This is a genomic window from Lysinibacillus sp. NPDC097279, assembly GCF_044761745.1.
GTDB lineage: Bacteria > Bacillota > Bacilli > Bacillales_A > Planococcaceae > Lysinibacillus.
Map to the genome: position 1 here is coordinate 248,078 of NZ_JBIWDA010000002.1, position 17,560 is coordinate 265,637.

A 17,560-nucleotide genomic window follows, 5' to 3' on the forward strand; every position below is an offset into this window, starting at 1 on the left:
GGGAGAACAATGGCTGTATTTATTAATAAAGATACAAAGGTAATTGTACAAGGGATTACAGGCGAAACGGCGCTATTTCATACGAAGCAAATGCTTGATTATGGTACAAAAATCGTAGCAGGCGTAACACCTGGAAAGGGAGGTCTTGAAATTGAAGGCGTACCTGTATTCAATACTGTAGCTGAGGCTGTAGCGGCAACAGGTGCGACGACTTCAGTTATTTATGTACCTGCACCTTTTGCAGCAGATGCAATTTTAGAAGCTGTAGATGCTGAACTAGAATTAACAATTTGTATTACAGAGCATATTCCTGTCCTAGATATGGTTAAGGTAAAACGCTTTATGGAAGGCAAAAAAACACGCCTAGTTGGACCAAACTGTCCAGGTGTTATTACAGCAGATGAATGTAAGATTGGTATTATGCCTGGTTATATTCATACGAAAGGTCATGTTGGGGTTGTTTCTCGTTCAGGAACATTAACATATGAAGCGGTTCACCAATTGACGCAAGCTGGAATTGGCCAAACAACAGCTGTAGGTATCGGTGGAGACCCTGTAAATGGGACTAACTTTATCGACGCACTTGAAGCATTCAACAATGACCCTGACACATATGCAGTTGTCATGATTGGGGAAATTGGTGGTACTGCTGAAGAAGAAGCAGCGGAATGGATTAAAGCGAATATGACAAAACCAGTCGTTGGCTTTATCGGTGGACAAACTGCACCTCCAGGAAAACGTATGGGACACGCAGGTGCCATTATTTCTGGCGGTAAAGGAACAGCAGCTGAAAAAATTAAGGCGATGAACGAAGCTGGTATTGAAGTAGCTGAAACGCCATCTGTTATCGGTGAAACACTTATTAAAGTAATTAAAGAAAAAGGGCTATACGAAAAATGTAAAACCCATTAAAATGGAAGATGTAGCACATTGTGGCTACATCTTTTCTCTTTTTCTCTGTTTAATTGATAGTGTTTGAATTGTTCCCTCCCTTTTGGAAAATTCAACACTAGAAACTCGGGTGTGAAATTCGAGTAGATGAAGCGGCAAGACAGGGCGCTCTCTCGTGTGCATATGAGTGTATACACACATCGTTTTCTACTTTTTTGTGATGAAATGAATTTGCGGTCATTTAATTTCTTCTATTATAAAGGAGGTTTTTAAATGATTTTCTCAGTAGATACTCAGAGACTGCTAGCTATGCATTATGTATATCCATTACCACTCCAAAAACTTCAACAGTTATTGTCCCCGGTGGATGTATTAAGTTATTTAGAAGAAGCACACCCTAACGAGATTGCAAGCACTTTGCAAATAACGAGGCAAAAAGCTTTGCAAATTTCTCGAAATTTCCAGCGCGTAATGAACTTGCCACTCAAAGAGGTTTACGCACAAGCAAATATTTTCCCCATACCTTTTAATCACCCATATTTCCCGGCGCAATTATTTGAAATACCTAGTCCACCTACTGTATTGTATGTGAAAGGTCAACGCGCCCTGCTGGAAAGAGATAAGCGGATAGCTATTATAGGCTCAAGAAAGGCTACAGCCTATACTAAAGTTGCAATAGACATAATCGTCCCTTCGCTTGTTGAATACGAGTACACGGTCGTGAGTGGGCTTGCACGAGGTGCAGATACAATGGCTCATGAGGCAGCAATTAAGTTTGGAGGCCATACAATCGCAGTGCTTGGGCATGGATTTAATTTTCTATACCCAAAAGAAAACCGAGCGCTTGCTAATAAAATGGCAGAGAGCCATTTACTTATTACAGAGTATCCACCTTACATGAAACCGACAAAATGGCAATTTCCGATGCGTAACCGATTAATAAGTGGGCTGTCTCAAGCTTTAGTTGTTACGGAAGCGGCACTAAAGAGTGGGACGTTAATTACGACAGAATGTGCATTAGAGCAAGGAAAAGATGTATTTGTTGTACCTGGACCAATTCATGCAGAGCAGTCAAAAGGGACAAATAAATTACTTTTAGAAGGAGCTATTCCCGTGTGCGATGGTCACCAAATCGTTGAAACACTTTCGCTCTTTTCTAGCAAAAATTGAAAAAAAGTTGCATTATCTTAAAATCTGTTATACATTTTGCAACAGGTAACTTAAAAAATTAGCAATAGACCTCGCTAAGGGGGAGACATAGATGGCGGATTATTTAGTGATTGTAGAATCACCAGCAAAAGCAAAAACAATTGAACGTTATTTAGGAAAAAAATACAAAGTAAAAGCATCAGTCGGGCATGTACGTGACTTACCACGTAGCCAAATGGGCGTAGATACTGAAAATAATTATGAACCTAAATATATTACAATTCGTGGTAAAGGACCTGTATTACAGGAACTTAAGTCTGCGGCTAAAAAAGTGAAGAAAGTCTATCTAGCGGCCGATCCAGACCGCGAGGGAGAAGCGATTGCTTGGCACCTTGCGACTGCGTTAAATATTGATATTAACTCGGATTGTCGAGTAGTTTTCAATGAAATTACAAAGGATGCAATTTTAGAATCCTTTAAAAATCCTCGTGCTATAAATATGGATTTAGTGGATGCACAGCAAACTCGTCGTATGCTCGATCGACTTGTAGGTTATAATATAAGCCCAATTCTTTGGAAAAAGGTTAAAAAGGGCTTATCTGCGGGGCGTGTGCAATCCGTAGCATTACGTATGATTATTGACCGTGAAAACGAAATTAAAAACTTCCAGCCAGAAGAGTATTGGACAATTGAAGGTTCTTTTGAAAAGGGCAAGAAGACATTTGATGCACTATACTACGGTAACGGCAAAGATAAAATAAAATTAACGAATGAAGAGCAAGTAAAGTCCATTTTAAAAAATGTTAAAGGAACAGCATTTGAAGTCGTAAATGTGACGAAAAAAGAGCGTAAACGAAATGCCGCACCTGCTTTTACTACATCTTCTTTACAACAAGAAGCAGCGCGTAAGCTAAATTTCCGTGCGAAAAAAACGATGATGCTTGCGCAGCAATTGTATGAAGGTATTGATATTGGTAAAAAAGAAGGTACTGTCGGTTTAATTACGTATATGCGTACAGATTCAACGCGTATATCAGAAACTGCTAAGACGGAAGCGGTTTCGTACATTGAGACAAAGTACGGAAAAGAATATATTTCGACAGAAACAAAGCAGGTTAAAAAGGCGTCCAATGCACAAGATGCCCATGAAGCAATTCGTCCAACAAGTACGATGAGATCACCAGAAGAGTTAAAAACAGTACTTAGTCGCGATCAACTACGTTTATACCGTTTGATTTGGGAGCGCTTTATTGCAAGTCAAATGGCACCTGCTGTATTAGATACAGTTGCTGTAGACCTTCAACATGGTGATGTTTTATTCCGAGCAAATGGCTCACAAGTCAAATTTGCTGGATTTATGAAACTATATATAGAAGGTACGGATGATCAAACAGAGGAAACGACGAAACTTCTACCTGAAATGGAAATTGGCGATCAGGTGAAATCACTTGAAATTGAACCAAAGCAACACTTTACGCAGCCACCACCACGTTATTCTGAGGCGCGACTTGTGAAAACGATGGAAGAGTTAGGAATAGGGCGACCATCGACATACGCACCGACTCTTGATACGATTCAACGCCGTGGCTATGTTGTGCTCGATGCCAAAAGATTTATGCCGACAGAGCTTGGTGAAATCGTCCATCAACAAATGCTGGAATTTTTCCCTGATATAATAAATATCGAATTTACAGCAAAAATGGAACAAGATCTGGATGATGTTGAAGAAGGTAGTCGTAAATGGGTTGAAGTAATCGATGATTTTTATAAAGACTTCGAGGTTCATGTTAAGCATGCAGATGCTGAAATGGAGAAAGTAGTCATTAAAGATGAGCCAGCTGGTGAGGATTGTGAGAAATGTGGTTCACCAATGGTATTCAAGCTAGGTCGTTATGGGAAATTTATGGCTTGCTCGAACTTCCCAGATTGCCGTAACACAAAAGCCATTATGAAGCCAATTGGGGTGAAATGTCCTTCTTGTGAAACGGGCGAAATTGTGGAACGCAAAAGTAAAACTAAGCGCTTGTTTTATGGATGTAATCAATATCCAGAGTGCGAATTTGTTTCATGGGACAAGCCGATTAGTAGACCATGTCCGAAATGTAGTGCATTATTAGTAGAGAAAAAATTAAAAAAAGGTGTGCAAATTCAGTGTACGAAATGTGACTATGAAGAGACACCAACTCAATGATAGGAAGATGGTAAGAACATGACTGAACACGTTGTAAATGTAATAGGAGCAGGCCTTGCGGGAAGTGAGGCGGCTTGGCAAATTGCTAAGCGTGGTGTAAAAGTTAAACTTTATGAAATGCGTCCAGTAAAGCAAACACCTGCCCACCATACTGATAAATTTGCAGAGCTTGTTTGCTCAAACTCGCTACGTGCAAATACGCTAACAAATGCTGTTGGCGTAATTAAAGAAGAAATGCGTTTATTAGATTCTGTTATTCTAAAAGCGGCGGATGCTTGCTCCGTACCAGCAGGTGGAGCACTTGCAGTAGACCGCCACGAGTTTGCTGGCTATGTAACGGAAGCAGTGAAAAATCATCCTTTAGTGGAAGTAATTCATGAAGAAGTTACTGAAATTCCAGAAGGTATTACAGTTATTGCAACTGGTCCACTAACTTCAAAAGCATTAGCTGAAAAAATTCAAGGTTTAACAGGTCTAGACTATTTGTATTTCTATGATGCAGCAGCTCCAATTATTGAAAAAGATAGCATCGATATGGATAAAGTTTATTTAAAATCTCGTTATGACAAAGGGGAAGCGGCTTATCTAAACTGTCCTATGACAAAGGAAGAATTTGATCGTTTCCGCCAAGCATTAATCGAGGCAGAAGTTGTACCATTAAAAGAATTTGAAAAAGAAATTTATTTCGAAGGCTGTATGCCAATTGAAGTAATGGCAGCACGCGGTGAAAAAACGATGTTATTTGGACCGATGAAGCCAGTAGGTCTTGAAGATCCGAAAACTGGAAAACGACCTTATGCTGTTGTACAACTGCGCCAAGATGACGCTGCAGGGACACTTTATAATATTGTGGGCTTCCAAACTCATTTAAAATGGGGACCACAAAAAGAAGTGCTGCAACTAATACCAGGCCTAGAAAATGTTGAAATTGTACGATATGGCGTAATGCACCGAAATACTTTCATTAATTCACCAAAAGTGCTAGAAAAAACATATCAGTTACGTGAACAAAAAAATGTATTCTTTGCTGGCCAAATGACTGGTGTAGAAGGATATGTTGAATCTGCAGGTAGTGGGTTAATTGCAGGGATTAATGCGGCACGTTTAGCATTAGGACAAGAGCCAATTATTTTCCCATTTGAAACTGCATTAGGTAGTATGGCGCGTTATATAACAGAAGCACAATCGAAAAATTTCCAACCGATGAACGTTAACTTTGGTATATTCCCTGAATTACCACCTGGACGTCGTTCAAAACCGGAGCGTGCGGAAATGCATGCAAATCGTGCAATGAGCACAATTCGAAATTTTGTGAATTCACAAACAATTTAATTGCCAAAGGCCTCTAAAAGTTGATATACTCTTAGAGGCTTTTTCTTTTGTGTAGACAAAATGCTTGATTACACGTATTTTATTATTTTGTATAGTGATTTTCTCAAAATATAACCATTTTCACTTGCTATATTACGAAGATAGGTATAGTGTCAATATGTATGTTTTTTAAGGATTACTTTAACGACAAATTTAATTAAATGGCAACAGTTGTTTTACCATTTGAATTTGTTGGTAATAGTAATGAGAGAAGGTTACGAATAATTCATTGGTGGTGAATCTTTCATGTTAGTTTCGTCCCAAGAAGCACTTGAACAGTTTATGCTTTACATCCAGGTAGAAAAAAACTTCTCTGTTCATACTGTGCGAGAATATGAATCAGACCTACTAGATTTTTTAGCGTTTTTACAGGCAGAAGGCGTTAATGATTTAGCCAGTGTTGAGTATATACATGCACGACTATATGTAACGAAGTTGTATGATGAAAAGAAAGCAAGAACTTCTGTATCAAGAAAAATTTCATCAATCCGCTCCTTTTTTCGCTTTCTAAATAAACAGCACGGCATGGATGATAGTGCTTTTCGATCGCTTTATCATCCGAAAAAAGAATCTCGTTTACCAAGTTTTTTCTATGAAGAAGAATTGATGCAGCTTTTTGAAGCGAATGTAGGAGATGATTTGAAATCGTTGCGCAATATGGCTATTTTAGAGTTATTATATGCAACGGGCATTCGGGTGAGTGAGCTTACATCCATTATGGTAGCGGATATCGATTTCCGTTATTCTATTGTTCGAGTAATGGGTAAAGGAAGAAAAGAACGCATTATACCATTTGGTCAATTTGCGAGTGTGGCTATACAGCACTACATAGAGCAGGCTCGTCCACGTTTGATGAAACAAACAAATCATCAGCAATTATTTGTCAATATGCGCGGCGGGGAACTTACGCCACGTGGGGTACGTCATATTTTAAATGAAATGATTGATAATACCTCACTCCATACGAAAATATACCCACATATGCTTCGCCATACTTTTGCTACACACTTACTGAATCATGGCGCGGATTTACGGACTGTGCAGGAGTTACTAGGGCACGCGCATTTAACTTCAACACAGGTTTATACGCATGTAACAAATGAGCATCTTCGTCAAACATATATGAATGCCCATCCAAGGGCATAATAGAGGCTAAGGAGGAAGGCAAATGGGACAAATCCATGCGACTACGATATTTGCGGTACATCACAATGGCGGGTGCGCTATGGCTGGCGATGGTCAAGTGACACTTGGGAATGCGGTTGTCATGAAAGGCACTGCAAGGAAGGTCAGACGTCTGTTTAATGGGCAGGTGCTAGCTGGCTTTGCAGGCTCTGTAGCCGATGCTTTTACACTTTTTGAAATGTTTGAAGCGAAATTAAACGAATATAATGGGAATTTACAGCGAGCTGCTGTAGAAGTAGCAAAACAATGGCGTGGTGATAAAATGCTACGTCAATTAGAGGCGATGTTACTTGTGATGGATAAAAGTACACTACTCCTTGTGTCTGGTACAGGAGAAGTTATAGAACCTGATGACGGTATATTAGCGATTGGTTCTGGTGGAAATTATGCATTATCAGCAGGTCGAGCTCTAAAAAAATATGCAGGTGAAACAATGACTGCCCGTGAGATTGCGGAGGCAGCATTAGAAACAGCCGCTGAAATTTGTGTATTTACAAACCATAATATTATCGTGGAGGCACTTAACTAATGACACCACAAAACTTAACCCCAAGACAAATTACCGAGCATTTGGATCGTTTTATCGTAGGGCAAAATGAGGCGAAAAGAGCGGTAGCTATAGCACTACGAAATCGCTATCGTCGTTCTCTACTAGCGGATGAAATGAAGGCTGAAGTTATTCCTAAAAATATTTTAATGATTGGACCAACGGGAGTTGGGAAAACTGAAATTGCAAGGAGAATTGCAAAACTAACGAATGCGCCGTTCGTAAAGGTTGAAGCAACGAAATTTACAGAAGTGGGCTATGTTGGACGTGATGTTGAGTCAATGGTCCGCGATGTTGTGGAGGCTTCTCATCGCCTCGTGAAGGAAGAAATGATGGAGTCTGTGAAGGAACAAGCGGAAGAGTTGGCAAATGAAGCCATTGTAAAATTACTTGTCCCTTCTTTACGTAAAAAACAAGCTATGCAAAATCCGTTTGAAATGTTATTTGGTGGCAAAGAACAACAAACTCAAGATGATACATCTTCTGAGGAAACGGAAGTACGCTCAAAGCGTGCGCAAATCGCCATTGATTTACGCAATGGCAAATTAGAAAATGAATGGGTTACTGTTGAAGTTACTGAGCAAAATCCTTCGATTTTTGATGCCTTACAAGGTACGGGAATGGATATGTCTGCCAATAACGGTATGCAAGATATGTTATCGAGCTTAATGCCTAAAAAGCAGAAAAAGCGTCGTGTCCAAGTAAAAGATGCACGTCGTATTTTAATCATTGAGGAAGCAAATAAGCTTATTGACGCAGATGAAGTGTCACAAGAAGCTATTGCTAGAGCAGAACAGTCTGGAATTATTTTCATTGATGAAATAGATAAAGTCGCGAGCAAAGATACGAATACGTCTGCTAGTGTTTCACGTGAGGGTGTCCAACGCGATATTTTACCAATCGTAGAAGGTTCAACTGTTACGACGAAATATGGTGCAGTTAAAACAGACTATATGCTTTTTATTGCTGCTGGAGCTTTCCATATGTCTAAACCGTCAGATTTAATTCCAGAGTTACAAGGACGATTCCCAATTCGTGTAGAACTTGAAAAATTAACGAAGCAAGATTTTGTTCGTATTTTAAAAGAACCAGATCAGTCGCTTATTTTGCAATATAAAGCGTTATTAGAAACAGAAGGTGTAGCAATCAATTTTGCAGAAGATGCAATTGAACGAATTGCGGAGATTGCAACAGAGGTCAACCAAGAGACAGATAATATCGGGGCACGTCGATTACACACAATTTTAGAACGCTTGCTAGAAGAGTTATCGTTTGAAGCGTCTGAAATTGCGCCAGCGCAAATTGAAATTACGGCTGCTTATGTTGACCAAAAATTGGCGGGTATTGTAAAGAACAAAGATTTGTCACAGTTTATCTTGTAGGCAAGGCTTGATAGTACCATTCAATTGTAAAAAACTTTAGAATATTAATTAAATACGGTATGGATAATTTATAGGAGGAACATATAATGAATTTATTAGAAAAAACAAGAAAAATTAACTCAATGCTCCAGGCATCTGCAGGTAAGCCAGTAAACTTTAAAGAAATGGCTGACACTTTAGGAGATATAATTGATAGCAACGTATATATTGTAAGCCGTAAAGGGAAACTTTTAGGTATTTCAATTCACCAACAAATTGAAAACGAACGTATGAAAAAAATGTTCGAAGAGCGTCAATTCCCAGAAGAATATACACATAGCTTGTTTACAATTTCTGAAACGTCTTCAAATTTAGATATTAACAATGAACATACTGCGTTCCCTGTTGAAAATAAAGACTTATTCCAAAGTGCTTTAACAACTATCGTACCAATCGTTGGTGGTGGTGAACGTTTAGGTACATTAATTTTAGCTCGTTTATCAGCTCAATTTGAGGATGATGATTTAATTTTAGCTGAGTATGGTGCTACAGTAGTAGGTATGGAAATTTTACGTGAAAAATCTGAAGAAATTGAAGAAGAAGCACGTAGCAAAGCTGTTGTACAAATGGCAATTAACTCACTTTCTTATAGTGAATTAGAAGCAATTGAACACATCTTTGAAGAACTAGATGGAAACGAAGGCTTATTAGTTGCTTCAAAAATTGCAGACCGCGTAGGAATTACACGTTCAGTGATCGTAAATGCATTACGTAAACTTGAATCTGCAGGTGTAATTGAATCGCGTTCTCTAGGTATGAAGGGGACTTACATTAAAGTATTAAACGATAAATTCTTAAACGCACTTGCTGAAATTAAAATGAAATAATGAACAAAGGCTCCCTATTTAAGGGAGCTTTTTTCTGTAAGCATATACGATGTAGATTTTTCATATAGCAAGCCCTACCACTCTGCTTTGTGCGAGCGAGCGTAGGTTATTCATTACTGGCACTTGTGTCATTTCTGTGAATATCCAATGTCTTGTTTCTACAAAATACTAAGTGGTAGGGCTTGCTTTGTAGTTAAAATGATACATAATTAATCTTTAAAAAGTACTTCTTATTACTTGAGGGCTATAGACTTTAGAAAATTGACCTATGACGAGCGATAAATGCTGATATACGCTGCGTGTAAAGCACACGCCCTTAGGTGCTAAAGCTAAAAGCTTTTACACAAGATTGAAACTAAACCTTTAAAAATGCGTCCACTTGGAGTGAAAATCACTGCCATCAAGAAATATCCAAATGATTAGCCCTTTTGTCGAAAGGGATAGACGCTTCAACTAAATTAAAAGGAGTTTTATTATATTGTCACGTCTAGAATAGTAAAAAGGAACTTTATTTTACCAAAAAACCCCTATTTGTCATTTAAATCCAACCCTCTGAAGTAATAAAAAGGGATATATTTGATACTAATACAGTAAACACTGTCGAAATAGTGTAAAATAACTAGAAAAAAGACGAAACGTTACGAATTCACGTGGCTGTAGGGATGGGGCATATTTGTCCTGGTTGTATAACACGAAAAATAGGGCGTATATACTATTAAAAAGTGACAAAAGACAATAGACACTACGTATCATCTTAATTACAATTGTATTATTGGATAAATTAAGAAGTACATAGATTGAAATTAAATGAGGTGAATGGTTTTGAACTTATTTGGAGGAACTATTAGTAGCCTGGAAAACGGACTTTCCTATGCAACTTTGAATCATAAAACAATCGCAAATAACATTGCGAATGTCGATACACCAAATTATAAGGCGAAAAATGTAAGTTTTAAGGATATGTTGGAAAATGAAAAACAAATTTCTATATCAGCATATCGAACAGATAATAGACATTATGATTTCGAAATTAAACAATCGACACCAGGTGTCAATAACGTTACAAACTTACGATATCGAAATAACGGTAACGCTGTAGATATGGATGCAGAACAAACGAAATTGGCAGAAAATCAAATCTACTACAATGCGTTAATTGATCGTGTTAACGGCAAGTTAAATACGCTAAATACTGTTATTAAAGGAGGTAAGTAATAAATGTCTATTTTTCATGGAATGAATACTACAGCCTCTGCATTAACGGCACAGCGTTTACGAATGGATGTTATTTCTTCGAATATGGCAAACGTAGATACTACTCGCGGTAAACAAGTAAATGGAGAGTGGGAGCCATACCGACGGAAGTCTGTTACTTTTTCTGCGCAAGAAGGACGCTTTTCAAACTTTTTAAATGTGGCTATAGGTAAAAATGCGAAAAGCGGTGTTGGGAATGGTGTGAAAGTTACGCAAATTAAAGAAGATACTGATACACCTTTCAAACTAGTGTATGATCCGACACATCCAGATGCAAATGCAGATGGCTATGTCAACATGCCAAATGTTGACCCATTAAAAGAAATGGTAGATTTAATGTCTGCCACTCGTTCGTATGAGGCGAACATAACTGTTTTAAATGCAAATAAGTCGATGCTGACAAAAGCGTTAGAAATCGGTAAATAATAAAATAGAAAGGATGATACATAATGGCAATTTCGTCCGTTTCACTAATGACACCTACTCAGGTTGTAAATGAAACAAACAAACTAAATACAACACCTTACGAAGCCCAGCAAAGCTTTGCGAATTCATTAAAAGAGGCAATAGCGAAAGTGAATGATCAGCAAATCACTTCTGATAATCTTACACAAAAGCTAATAACTGGTGAAGATGTGGAGTTGCACGAAGTAATGATTGCATCTCAAAAGGCGAGCATTACATTAAACGCAACAATTGAAGTTCGCAATAAGGTGATTGAAGCTTACCAAGAAATAATGCGAATGAGTGTCTAATTAGAGTGAATTGGTGAAGAAAGACACCAATTCATTTCGTTAGGCTTCCAATGAAGACAAAATTTTTATGACTTTTTGTTTTCATTGGATTCCACTATTATCGCGAATTATTGATTGCTAGGTTATTCACTATAACCGGAGGATTCATAATGAATGAACGATTGACGAAAATAAAAAACGACACCAGCCATTTTTGGACAAGTCGGAGTAAAACACAAAAAATAGTAATGATAGGTTCTTTAGTAGGTGTAATAGTACTTGCAGCGCTCATTACATTTTTTGCAACAAAAACTACATATGTTCCGCTTTATAAAGATTTATCGACACGAGAAATCGGCCAAGTTAAAGAAGCTTTGGATTCTCAAGGCGTAAAATATGAGATTGCTCCAGGAGGAACGTCCATATTAGTACCCGAAGAACAAGTCGATTCATTATTGGTGCAGTTAGCATCCGATGGTTATCCTCAAACTGGAACGATCGATTATTCATTTGCTAATAGCTCTGGTTTCGGTATGACAGACAACGAATTTAATTTATTGAAAAAAGCTGCGACTGAAACAGAAATTGCGAAGCTAATAAAAAATCTTGAAGGCGTTAAAGATGCAAAAGTTATGATTACTCTTCCAGAAGAAGGAGTCTTCATAAAGGATGTAAAAGAAGATGCAACTGCATCCATTGTATTGAACACAGATCCTGGCTATAAATTTACAGAGCAACAAATAGCCACTATGTACAACTTAGTAGCAAAAAGTATCCCGAACTTAAATACAGATAACATTGTTATCTCTAATCAATACTCCGAGTACTTTGATTTAAATGCTGCAACAACAGATGGCACTTCTACAACAACAGCTGAAGGCCAATTGCAGATGAAGAAATTGGTAGAACGTGACTTGCAACGTCAAGTGCAAAATATGCTAGGTACTTTGATGGGACAAGATAAAGTCATCGTTTCTGTTACGACAGATATTGACTTTAAAAAGGAAAATCGTGAAGAGAATTTAGTAACACCAGTTGATGAAGAGAATATGGAAGGGATTGCGATTAGCGCCCAACGTATTACAGAGCAATATTCTGGTACTGGCAACCCAGCAACAGGCACACCTGAAGCTGAAACAACAACAGATAACTTTACTACGTACAATGAAGGCACTTCAGGGGACGGAGATTACGAACGTACGGAAGAAACAATCAACAATGACGTCAACCGCATTCGTAAAGACATTCAAGAGGCACCTTATAAAATACAAGATATCGGTATCCAAGTAATTGTAGAGCCACCAACGGCTACAGACGTAGCATCTCTACCAGATGGCGTTCGTCAAGACATCGAGAAAATTTTAAGTACTATTGTTCGTACAACGATCTCAAAAGATGTAGCTGCTGAACTTACACAAGATCAAATTGATGAAAAAGTGGCTGTTTCAGTCCAACCTTTAAATGGTAAAGTAGCAGATACTGCTCCTGAGACACCTGTCATTCCATGGTGGGTTTGGGTAGTCGGAGGCATTTTACTGGCTGTTATTCTATTACTTGCATTCTTCATCATCCGTTCACGTAAACGTGCGAAAGAAGAAGAAGAGCTTAGTATCCTAGAAGAACAAGAAGAATTGATTATCGATGATATTAATGAAGAAATTGAAACGGAAGCTACAATGCGTCGTAAACAACTTGAAAAAATGGCGAAAGATAAGCCTGATGATTTTGCAAAGTTACTGCGTAGTTGGATTGCGGAAGACTAACTAGGAGGTTCTGCTGTGTCCAAGAAAGATAAGGAATTAACCGGAAAACAAAAGGCCGCTCTCTTGTTAATTTCACTAGGGCCTGAGGTTTCAGCTTCTGTCTATAAACATTTAACTGAGGAAGAAATCGAACGGTTAACGTTAGAAATTTCAAGTGTTAAAAAAGTAGAAGCAAATGTTAAAGAAGAAATTATTGAAGAATTCCACAATATTGCTCTTGCACAAGATTATATTACACAAGGTGGTATTGGTTACGCGAAGACGGTTTTAGAAAAAGCATTAGGTATGGAGCAAGCACAAACAATTATTAATCGTTTGACTTCTTCGTTACAAGTGCGACCGTTCGATTTTGCACGTAGAGCAGATCCTGCTCAAATATTTAACTTTATTCAAAACGAACATCCACAAACAATTGCCCTTATTCTATCTTATTTAGAAGCAGGGCAAGCGGGTGTTATTTTATCTTCATTACCGCAAGAAGTACAAGCAGATATTGCTAAACGTATTGCAATGATGGAATCAACTTCACCAGAAGTAATTAGTGAAATTGAATCTGTATTGGAACGCAAACTATCATCAACTGTTACGCAAGATTACACAGAAACTGGTGGGATTGATGCAGTCGTTGAAGTATTAAATGGTGTTGATCGACAAACAGAAAAAACGATTCTCGATGCGCTCGAAATTCAAGATCCAGAGCTTGCAGAAGAAATCAAAAAACGCATGTTTGTATTCGAAGATATCGTGACGCTCGACAATCGTTCAATTCAGCGTGTTATTCGTGATTGCGAAAACGAAGATTTACTTCTTTCAATGAAAGTTTCCAGCGAAGAAGTAAAAGATATTATCTTCCGAAATATGTCACAACGTATGGCCGATACTTTCAAAGAAGAGATGGAAATTATGGGACCTGTTCGCTTGCGTGACGTAGAAGAAGCTCAATCACGAATTGTCGCTGTTATTCGCCGCTTAGAAGATGCTGGTGAGATTATTATTGCACGTGGTGGAGGAGATGACGTCATTGTCTAGAATCATCCGTTCTGTATATACACAGTCCAATGGCGATAATGTAAAGAAGATACAAATTCGTGATATGTTTGAATTACCCGAAATGGAGACAGATGAAACATCCCATCATCATATGACGATGGAGGATGTTTTTACAGAACGCGATCGATTGCTTGAAGAGGCAAGAGCCAAGATTCAGGCAGAACGTGAAGCTTTTGAACATGAGAAGCAAATGCATTTTCAAGAAATTGAGCATTTGAAACAAAGCTGGGAAGAAGAACGCCCTAATCGCGTACAAGAAGCGTATGATGAAGGGTATGGTCAAGGTTATGAGGATGGTACAAATAGAGCCACTGAAGCAATGGCACAATCCCTTCAAACAGCGAATGAAATTATTGCGCAAGCAGGGGAAAATGCAAAAAAATATATCGATGACCAAGAAGCGATTATTTTGGAATTAGGCTTAACTGCTGCACAACGTATTATTGGGACTTCATTAGAGCAAAATGACGAACTGTTTTTATCAATAGTTCAAAGAGGGCTTAAAGAAGCGAGAGAGATGAAGGAAATAAAAATCTACGTTTCTCCTACGTATTATGGTTTAATTACATCGAATCGCGATGAATTGGCTGAAATGTTCCCAACAGATGTACCATTTATGATTTTTGTAGATGAGGATTTTGAAAAAGAAACAGATTGTTATATAGAAACAAATCACGGTCGAATTGTTGTTAGTATTGACGAGCAATTAAATGAATTGAGAATAAAGCTACATGAAATATTAGAAAGTAAGGAATGATCTAGATGAAAACGGCTCAATTAATCGAACAAATTCCTAATATACCAACTTTTAAAAAGTTTGGTAGAGTAACGAGAGTTGTCGGCTTAATGATTGAGTCGCAAGGTCCTGATAGTTCCATCGGTGATGTATGTAAAATTCATGTTGAAACGTCGAAAAACGGACATCAAATCATTTTAGCAGAGGTTGTAGGGTTTAAAGATGAAATTGTAGTACTCATGCCCTTCACCTCGCTCCGTGAAATATCAATTGGCTGTTTAGTGGAAGGAACAGGGGCACCTCTTGAAATCAAAGTCGGACCAGAGCTAATTGGTAAAGTACTTGATTCAATGGGGAATCCAATCGATGGTACATTGTTACCGAAAGGATTAATGTCAGTACCGACTGAGCAAGATCCGCCTAACCCACTTACTCGTCCACCGATAAATGAAAGACTTGAGGTTGGTGTAAAAGCAATTGATGGGATGCTAACTGTCGGCAATGGACAGCGTGTAGGTATTTTCGCGGGCTCTGGTGTCGGAAAAAGTACACTACTTGGTATGATTGCGCGTAATACACAAGCTGACTTAAATGTTATTGCATTAGTTGGAGAGCGTGGTCGTGAGGTACGTGAATTTATTGAACGTGATCTAGGACCTGAAGGTTTAAGCCGTTCCATTGTCGTCGCAGCGACCTCAGATCAACCTGCACTTATGCGTATTAAAGGAGCATTTACAGCAACAGCGATAGCAGAATACTTTAGAAATCGTGGCTTAAATGTGATGTTGATGATGGACTCCGTAACACGTGTTGCAATGGCTCAACGTGAAATCGGACTTGCAACAGGAGAACCACCTGCTCAGAAGGGTTATACACCTTCTGTATTTGCAATTTTACCAAAGTTATTAGAACGGACTGGGACAAATGAAAAAGGCTCAATTACAGCCTTTTATACAGTATTAGTTGATGGTGATGATATGAACGAGCCTATTGCTGATACTGTTCGTGGTATTTTAGATGGTCATATTGTACTTGATCGAAACCTTGCAAACAAAGGCCAATATCCAGCTATTAATGTGCTGAAAAGCGTCAGTCGTTTGATGAATCATGTGGCAGAGCCAGAGCACAAAAGGGCTGCTGAGCGTTTACGAGAACTCTATTATACTTATGACAAATCAGAGGATTTAATTAATATCGGAGCATATAAACGAGGCACTTCTAAAGAAATTGATGAAGCAATTTATTATGAACCGCTCATTACAGCTTATTTAAAGCAAGGATATTTAGATAAGGTGACGCTTGAGGAAAGTAAGAATGAGTTAATTACATTATCGAACGGTGGTGGCAGGTAGGATGGTCAGTTATATGTATCGTTTTGAAAAGGTATTAACCATTCGAGAGCAAGAAAAAAACGAGACTGAAATTGCCTATAAGGAATCTGTTCGTTCTTTTGAAGAGGTTGCAACAAAGCTCTATGATTTGCTGAAAAAGAAAGAAGATTTAATAGAATTTCAGCAGAAACGTTTAGTTGTAGGGTCATCAATAGAGGAAATTCATCATTATGCTCGTTTTATTGATAGCCTTGAAAAAACAATTGCAGATGTGCAACAAAAGGTTGTGCAAGCACGTTCGAAAATGAATTGGCACGAAGAAAAACTATTAGAAAAAAACTTGGAAGTACGTAAATTTGAAAAAATGCGTGAAAATGATTATAAGTCTTTTCAACAAGAACAAGATCGCATTGAAAGCATATTTTTAGATGAAATTTCTTCACTTACGTATTTCAAGAAAGAAATCAGGTGATTTCATGGCGAAAAGAGAAAGCCGTATTAAAACTGAATTAGAAGTACAACAGCCAACACGTAAATCAGGAGGTTTCCAAAAGTTTTTCATATGGATATTGATACCTATTATGTTCGTGGTAGCGGTATTGCTAGTTGTGGCAACGTTAATGGATACGAACGTCTTTGATTTAGGAAAAAAGGCAGTAAGTAATTTACCTTTTGTTGAATCGGAAGAGCAGCAAGCAAAAGATGCCATTGTTATGGATGATTCCAAGGTAGTAGGCTTACAGGCAGAAATACAAGAAAAAGAAGCCGAAATTGCACAATTGCAAAATAAGTTAGATACAACTACAAATGAAAAAGAAAAGTTACTGACGGAGCAAGAGCGATTACTCTTTGAAATTGAAAAATTAAAAAGAGAGCAAGATGATGTCAAACGTGACTTTAATGATATTTTGTCTACTTTTGATAAGATGTCTCCGAAAGCGGCAGCGCCTGTACTTATAAAAATGAGTGATGCACAGGCACTTCGTATTTTATCAAGCTTAAAACCAGATAAGTTAGCGGCGATTTTAGAAAAAATGGATCCGCAAGATGCTGCAAAGTATACAGAAATGATGGCGAAGCAATAATAACATTTTTTAAAAAGGAGGTGAA

General features: G+C 38.1%; 17 protein-coding genes. All 17 read left to right on the forward strand.

Features of this window, described 5'->3' with window-relative positions; all coding sequences use genetic code 11:
• The first annotated feature begins 9 nt into the window (after positions 1-9).
• The 17 genes from sucD (at position 10) to ACIQ1H_RS11355 (ending at position 17,535) form a co-directional block, all read left to right on the forward strand.
• The gene (gene sucD, locus ACIQ1H_RS11275) at positions 10-912 is read left to right on the forward strand and encodes a succinate--CoA ligase subunit alpha (protein WP_173477774.1); all 903 of its coding nucleotides are present in this window, start codon (positions 10-12) and stop codon (positions 910-912) included.
• 252 nt (positions 913-1,164) lie between these two features.
• Positions 1,165-2,061 (forward strand): DNA-processing protein DprA, encoded by an 897-nt coding sequence (gene dprA, locus ACIQ1H_RS11280; protein ID WP_402888841.1) that lies wholly within the window; start codon positions 1,165-1,167, stop codon positions 2,059-2,061.
• Positions 2,062-2,152: 91 nt separating this feature from the next.
• Positions 2,153-4,231 carry a type I DNA topoisomerase gene (gene topA / locus ACIQ1H_RS11285; protein ID WP_402888843.1) on the forward strand — a complete coding sequence of 693 codons (2,079 nt, stop codon included), beginning with the start codon at positions 2,153-2,155 and terminating at the stop codon, positions 4,229-4,231.
• A gap of 18 nt (positions 4,232-4,249) precedes the next feature.
• Positions 4,250-5,563, forward strand: a complete 1,314-nt coding sequence (gene trmFO / locus ACIQ1H_RS11290; protein WP_173477771.1) for an FADH(2)-oxidizing methylenetetrahydrofolate--tRNA-(uracil(54)-C(5))-methyltransferase TrmFO — start codon at positions 4,250-4,252, stop codon at positions 5,561-5,563.
• A 285-nt stretch (positions 5,564-5,848) separates the two neighbouring features.
• Positions 5,849-6,748 (forward strand): tyrosine recombinase XerC, encoded by a 900-nt coding sequence (xerC, locus tag ACIQ1H_RS11295; RefSeq protein WP_402888845.1) that lies wholly within the window; start codon positions 5,849-5,851, stop codon positions 6,746-6,748.
• A gap of 22 nt (positions 6,749-6,770) precedes the next feature.
• Entirely contained in the window at positions 6,771-7,316 is a 546-nt protein-coding gene (hslV, locus tag ACIQ1H_RS11300; RefSeq protein WP_024362042.1) for an ATP-dependent protease subunit HslV, read from the forward strand.
• Positions 7,316-8,716, forward strand: a complete 1,401-nt coding sequence (gene hslU, locus ACIQ1H_RS11305) for an ATP-dependent protease ATPase subunit HslU (protein ID WP_402888847.1) — start codon at positions 7,316-7,318, stop codon at positions 8,714-8,716. Before hslV ends, hslU begins: the two co-directional genes overlap by 1 nt.
• Before the next feature lie 86 nt (positions 8,717-8,802).
• Positions 8,803-9,582, forward strand: coding sequence for a GTP-sensing pleiotropic transcriptional regulator CodY (gene codY / locus ACIQ1H_RS11310; RefSeq protein ID WP_024362040.1), 780 nt, complete (start codon positions 8,803-8,805; stop codon positions 9,580-9,582).
• Between the two features lie 822 nt (positions 9,583-10,404).
• Positions 10,405-10,797: a flagellar basal body rod protein FlgB gene (flgB, locus tag ACIQ1H_RS11315; protein ID WP_173477768.1), complete on the forward strand. Its 393-nt coding sequence runs from the start codon at positions 10,405-10,407 to the stop codon at positions 10,795-10,797.
• Positions 10,798-10,800: 3 nt separating this feature from the next.
• Positions 10,801-11,262, forward strand: coding sequence for a flagellar basal body rod protein FlgC (flgC, locus tag ACIQ1H_RS11320; RefSeq protein ID WP_337981912.1), 462 nt, complete (start codon positions 10,801-10,803; stop codon positions 11,260-11,262).
• 23 nt (positions 11,263-11,285) lie between these two features.
• Positions 11,286-11,591, forward strand: coding sequence for a flagellar hook-basal body complex protein FliE (gene fliE, locus ACIQ1H_RS11325; protein WP_173477766.1), 306 nt, complete (start codon positions 11,286-11,288; stop codon positions 11,589-11,591).
• A gap of 149 nt (positions 11,592-11,740) precedes the next feature.
• Positions 11,741-13,333 carry a flagellar basal-body MS-ring/collar protein FliF gene (fliF, locus tag ACIQ1H_RS11330; RefSeq protein ID WP_402888850.1) on the forward strand — a complete coding sequence of 531 codons (1,593 nt, stop codon included), beginning with the start codon at positions 11,741-11,743 and terminating at the stop codon, positions 13,331-13,333.
• Between the two features lie 15 nt (positions 13,334-13,348).
• Positions 13,349-14,362 (forward strand): flagellar motor switch protein FliG, encoded by a 1,014-nt coding sequence (gene fliG, locus ACIQ1H_RS11335; RefSeq protein ID WP_173477764.1) that lies wholly within the window; start codon positions 13,349-13,351, stop codon positions 14,360-14,362.
• Positions 14,355-15,140: a flagellar assembly protein FliH gene (gene fliH, locus ACIQ1H_RS11340; RefSeq protein ID WP_402888852.1), complete on the forward strand. Its 786-nt coding sequence runs from the start codon at positions 14,355-14,357 to the stop codon at positions 15,138-15,140. Before fliG ends, fliH begins: the two co-directional genes overlap by 8 nt.
• Before the next feature lie 5 nt (positions 15,141-15,145).
• Positions 15,146-16,471, forward strand: coding sequence for a flagellar protein export ATPase FliI (fliI, locus tag ACIQ1H_RS11345; protein WP_173477762.1), 1,326 nt, complete (start codon positions 15,146-15,148; stop codon positions 16,469-16,471).
• A 1-nt stretch (position 16,472) separates the two neighbouring features.
• A complete protein-coding gene (fliJ, locus tag ACIQ1H_RS11350; protein WP_173477761.1) occupies positions 16,473-16,922 on the forward strand; it encodes a flagellar export protein FliJ in 450 nt (149 codons plus the stop codon).
• A gap of 4 nt (positions 16,923-16,926) precedes the next feature.
• Complete coding sequence (locus ACIQ1H_RS11355; RefSeq protein ID WP_402888854.1) at positions 16,927-17,535, forward strand: MotE family protein; 609 nt, start codon at positions 16,927-16,929, stop codon at positions 17,533-17,535.
• Positions 17,536-17,560: the final 25 nt, after the last annotated feature.

Excerpts from the sequence above, each read along its gene's own strand:
- sucD (WP_173477774.1), top strand. The coding sequence starts at position 10 with ATGGCTGTATTTATTAATAAAGATACAAAGGTAATTGTACAAGGGATT.
- dprA (WP_402888841.1), top strand. The coding sequence starts at position 1,165 with ATGATTTTCTCAGTAGATACTCAGAGACTGCTAGCTATGCATTATGTA.
- topA (WP_402888843.1), top strand. The coding sequence starts at position 2,153 with ATGGCGGATTATTTAGTGATTGTAGAATCACCAGCAAAAGCAAAAACA.
- trmFO (WP_173477771.1), top strand. The coding sequence starts at position 4,250 with ATGACTGAACACGTTGTAAATGTAATAGGAGCAGGCCTTGCGGGAAGT.
- xerC (WP_402888845.1), top strand. The coding sequence starts at position 5,849 with ATGTTAGTTTCGTCCCAAGAAGCACTTGAACAGTTTATGCTTTACATC.
- hslV (WP_024362042.1), top strand. The coding sequence starts at position 6,771 with ATGGGACAAATCCATGCGACTACGATATTTGCGGTACATCACAATGGC.
- hslU (WP_402888847.1), top strand. The coding sequence starts at position 7,316 with ATGACACCACAAAACTTAACCCCAAGACAAATTACCGAGCATTTGGAT.
- codY (WP_024362040.1), top strand. The coding sequence starts at position 8,803 with ATGAATTTATTAGAAAAAACAAGAAAAATTAACTCAATGCTCCAGGCA.
- flgC (WP_337981912.1), top strand. The coding sequence starts at position 10,801 with ATGTCTATTTTTCATGGAATGAATACTACAGCCTCTGCATTAACGGCA.
- fliE (WP_173477766.1), top strand. The coding sequence starts at position 11,286 with ATGGCAATTTCGTCCGTTTCACTAATGACACCTACTCAGGTTGTAAAT.
- fliF (WP_402888850.1), top strand. The coding sequence starts at position 11,741 with ATGAATGAACGATTGACGAAAATAAAAAACGACACCAGCCATTTTTGG.
- fliI (WP_173477762.1), top strand. The coding sequence starts at position 15,146 with ATGAAAACGGCTCAATTAATCGAACAAATTCCTAATATACCAACTTTT.
- fliJ (WP_173477761.1), top strand. The coding sequence starts at position 16,473 with ATGGTCAGTTATATGTATCGTTTTGAAAAGGTATTAACCATTCGAGAG.
- ACIQ1H_RS11355 (WP_402888854.1), top strand. The coding sequence starts at position 16,927 with ATGGCGAAAAGAGAAAGCCGTATTAAAACTGAATTAGAAGTACAACAG.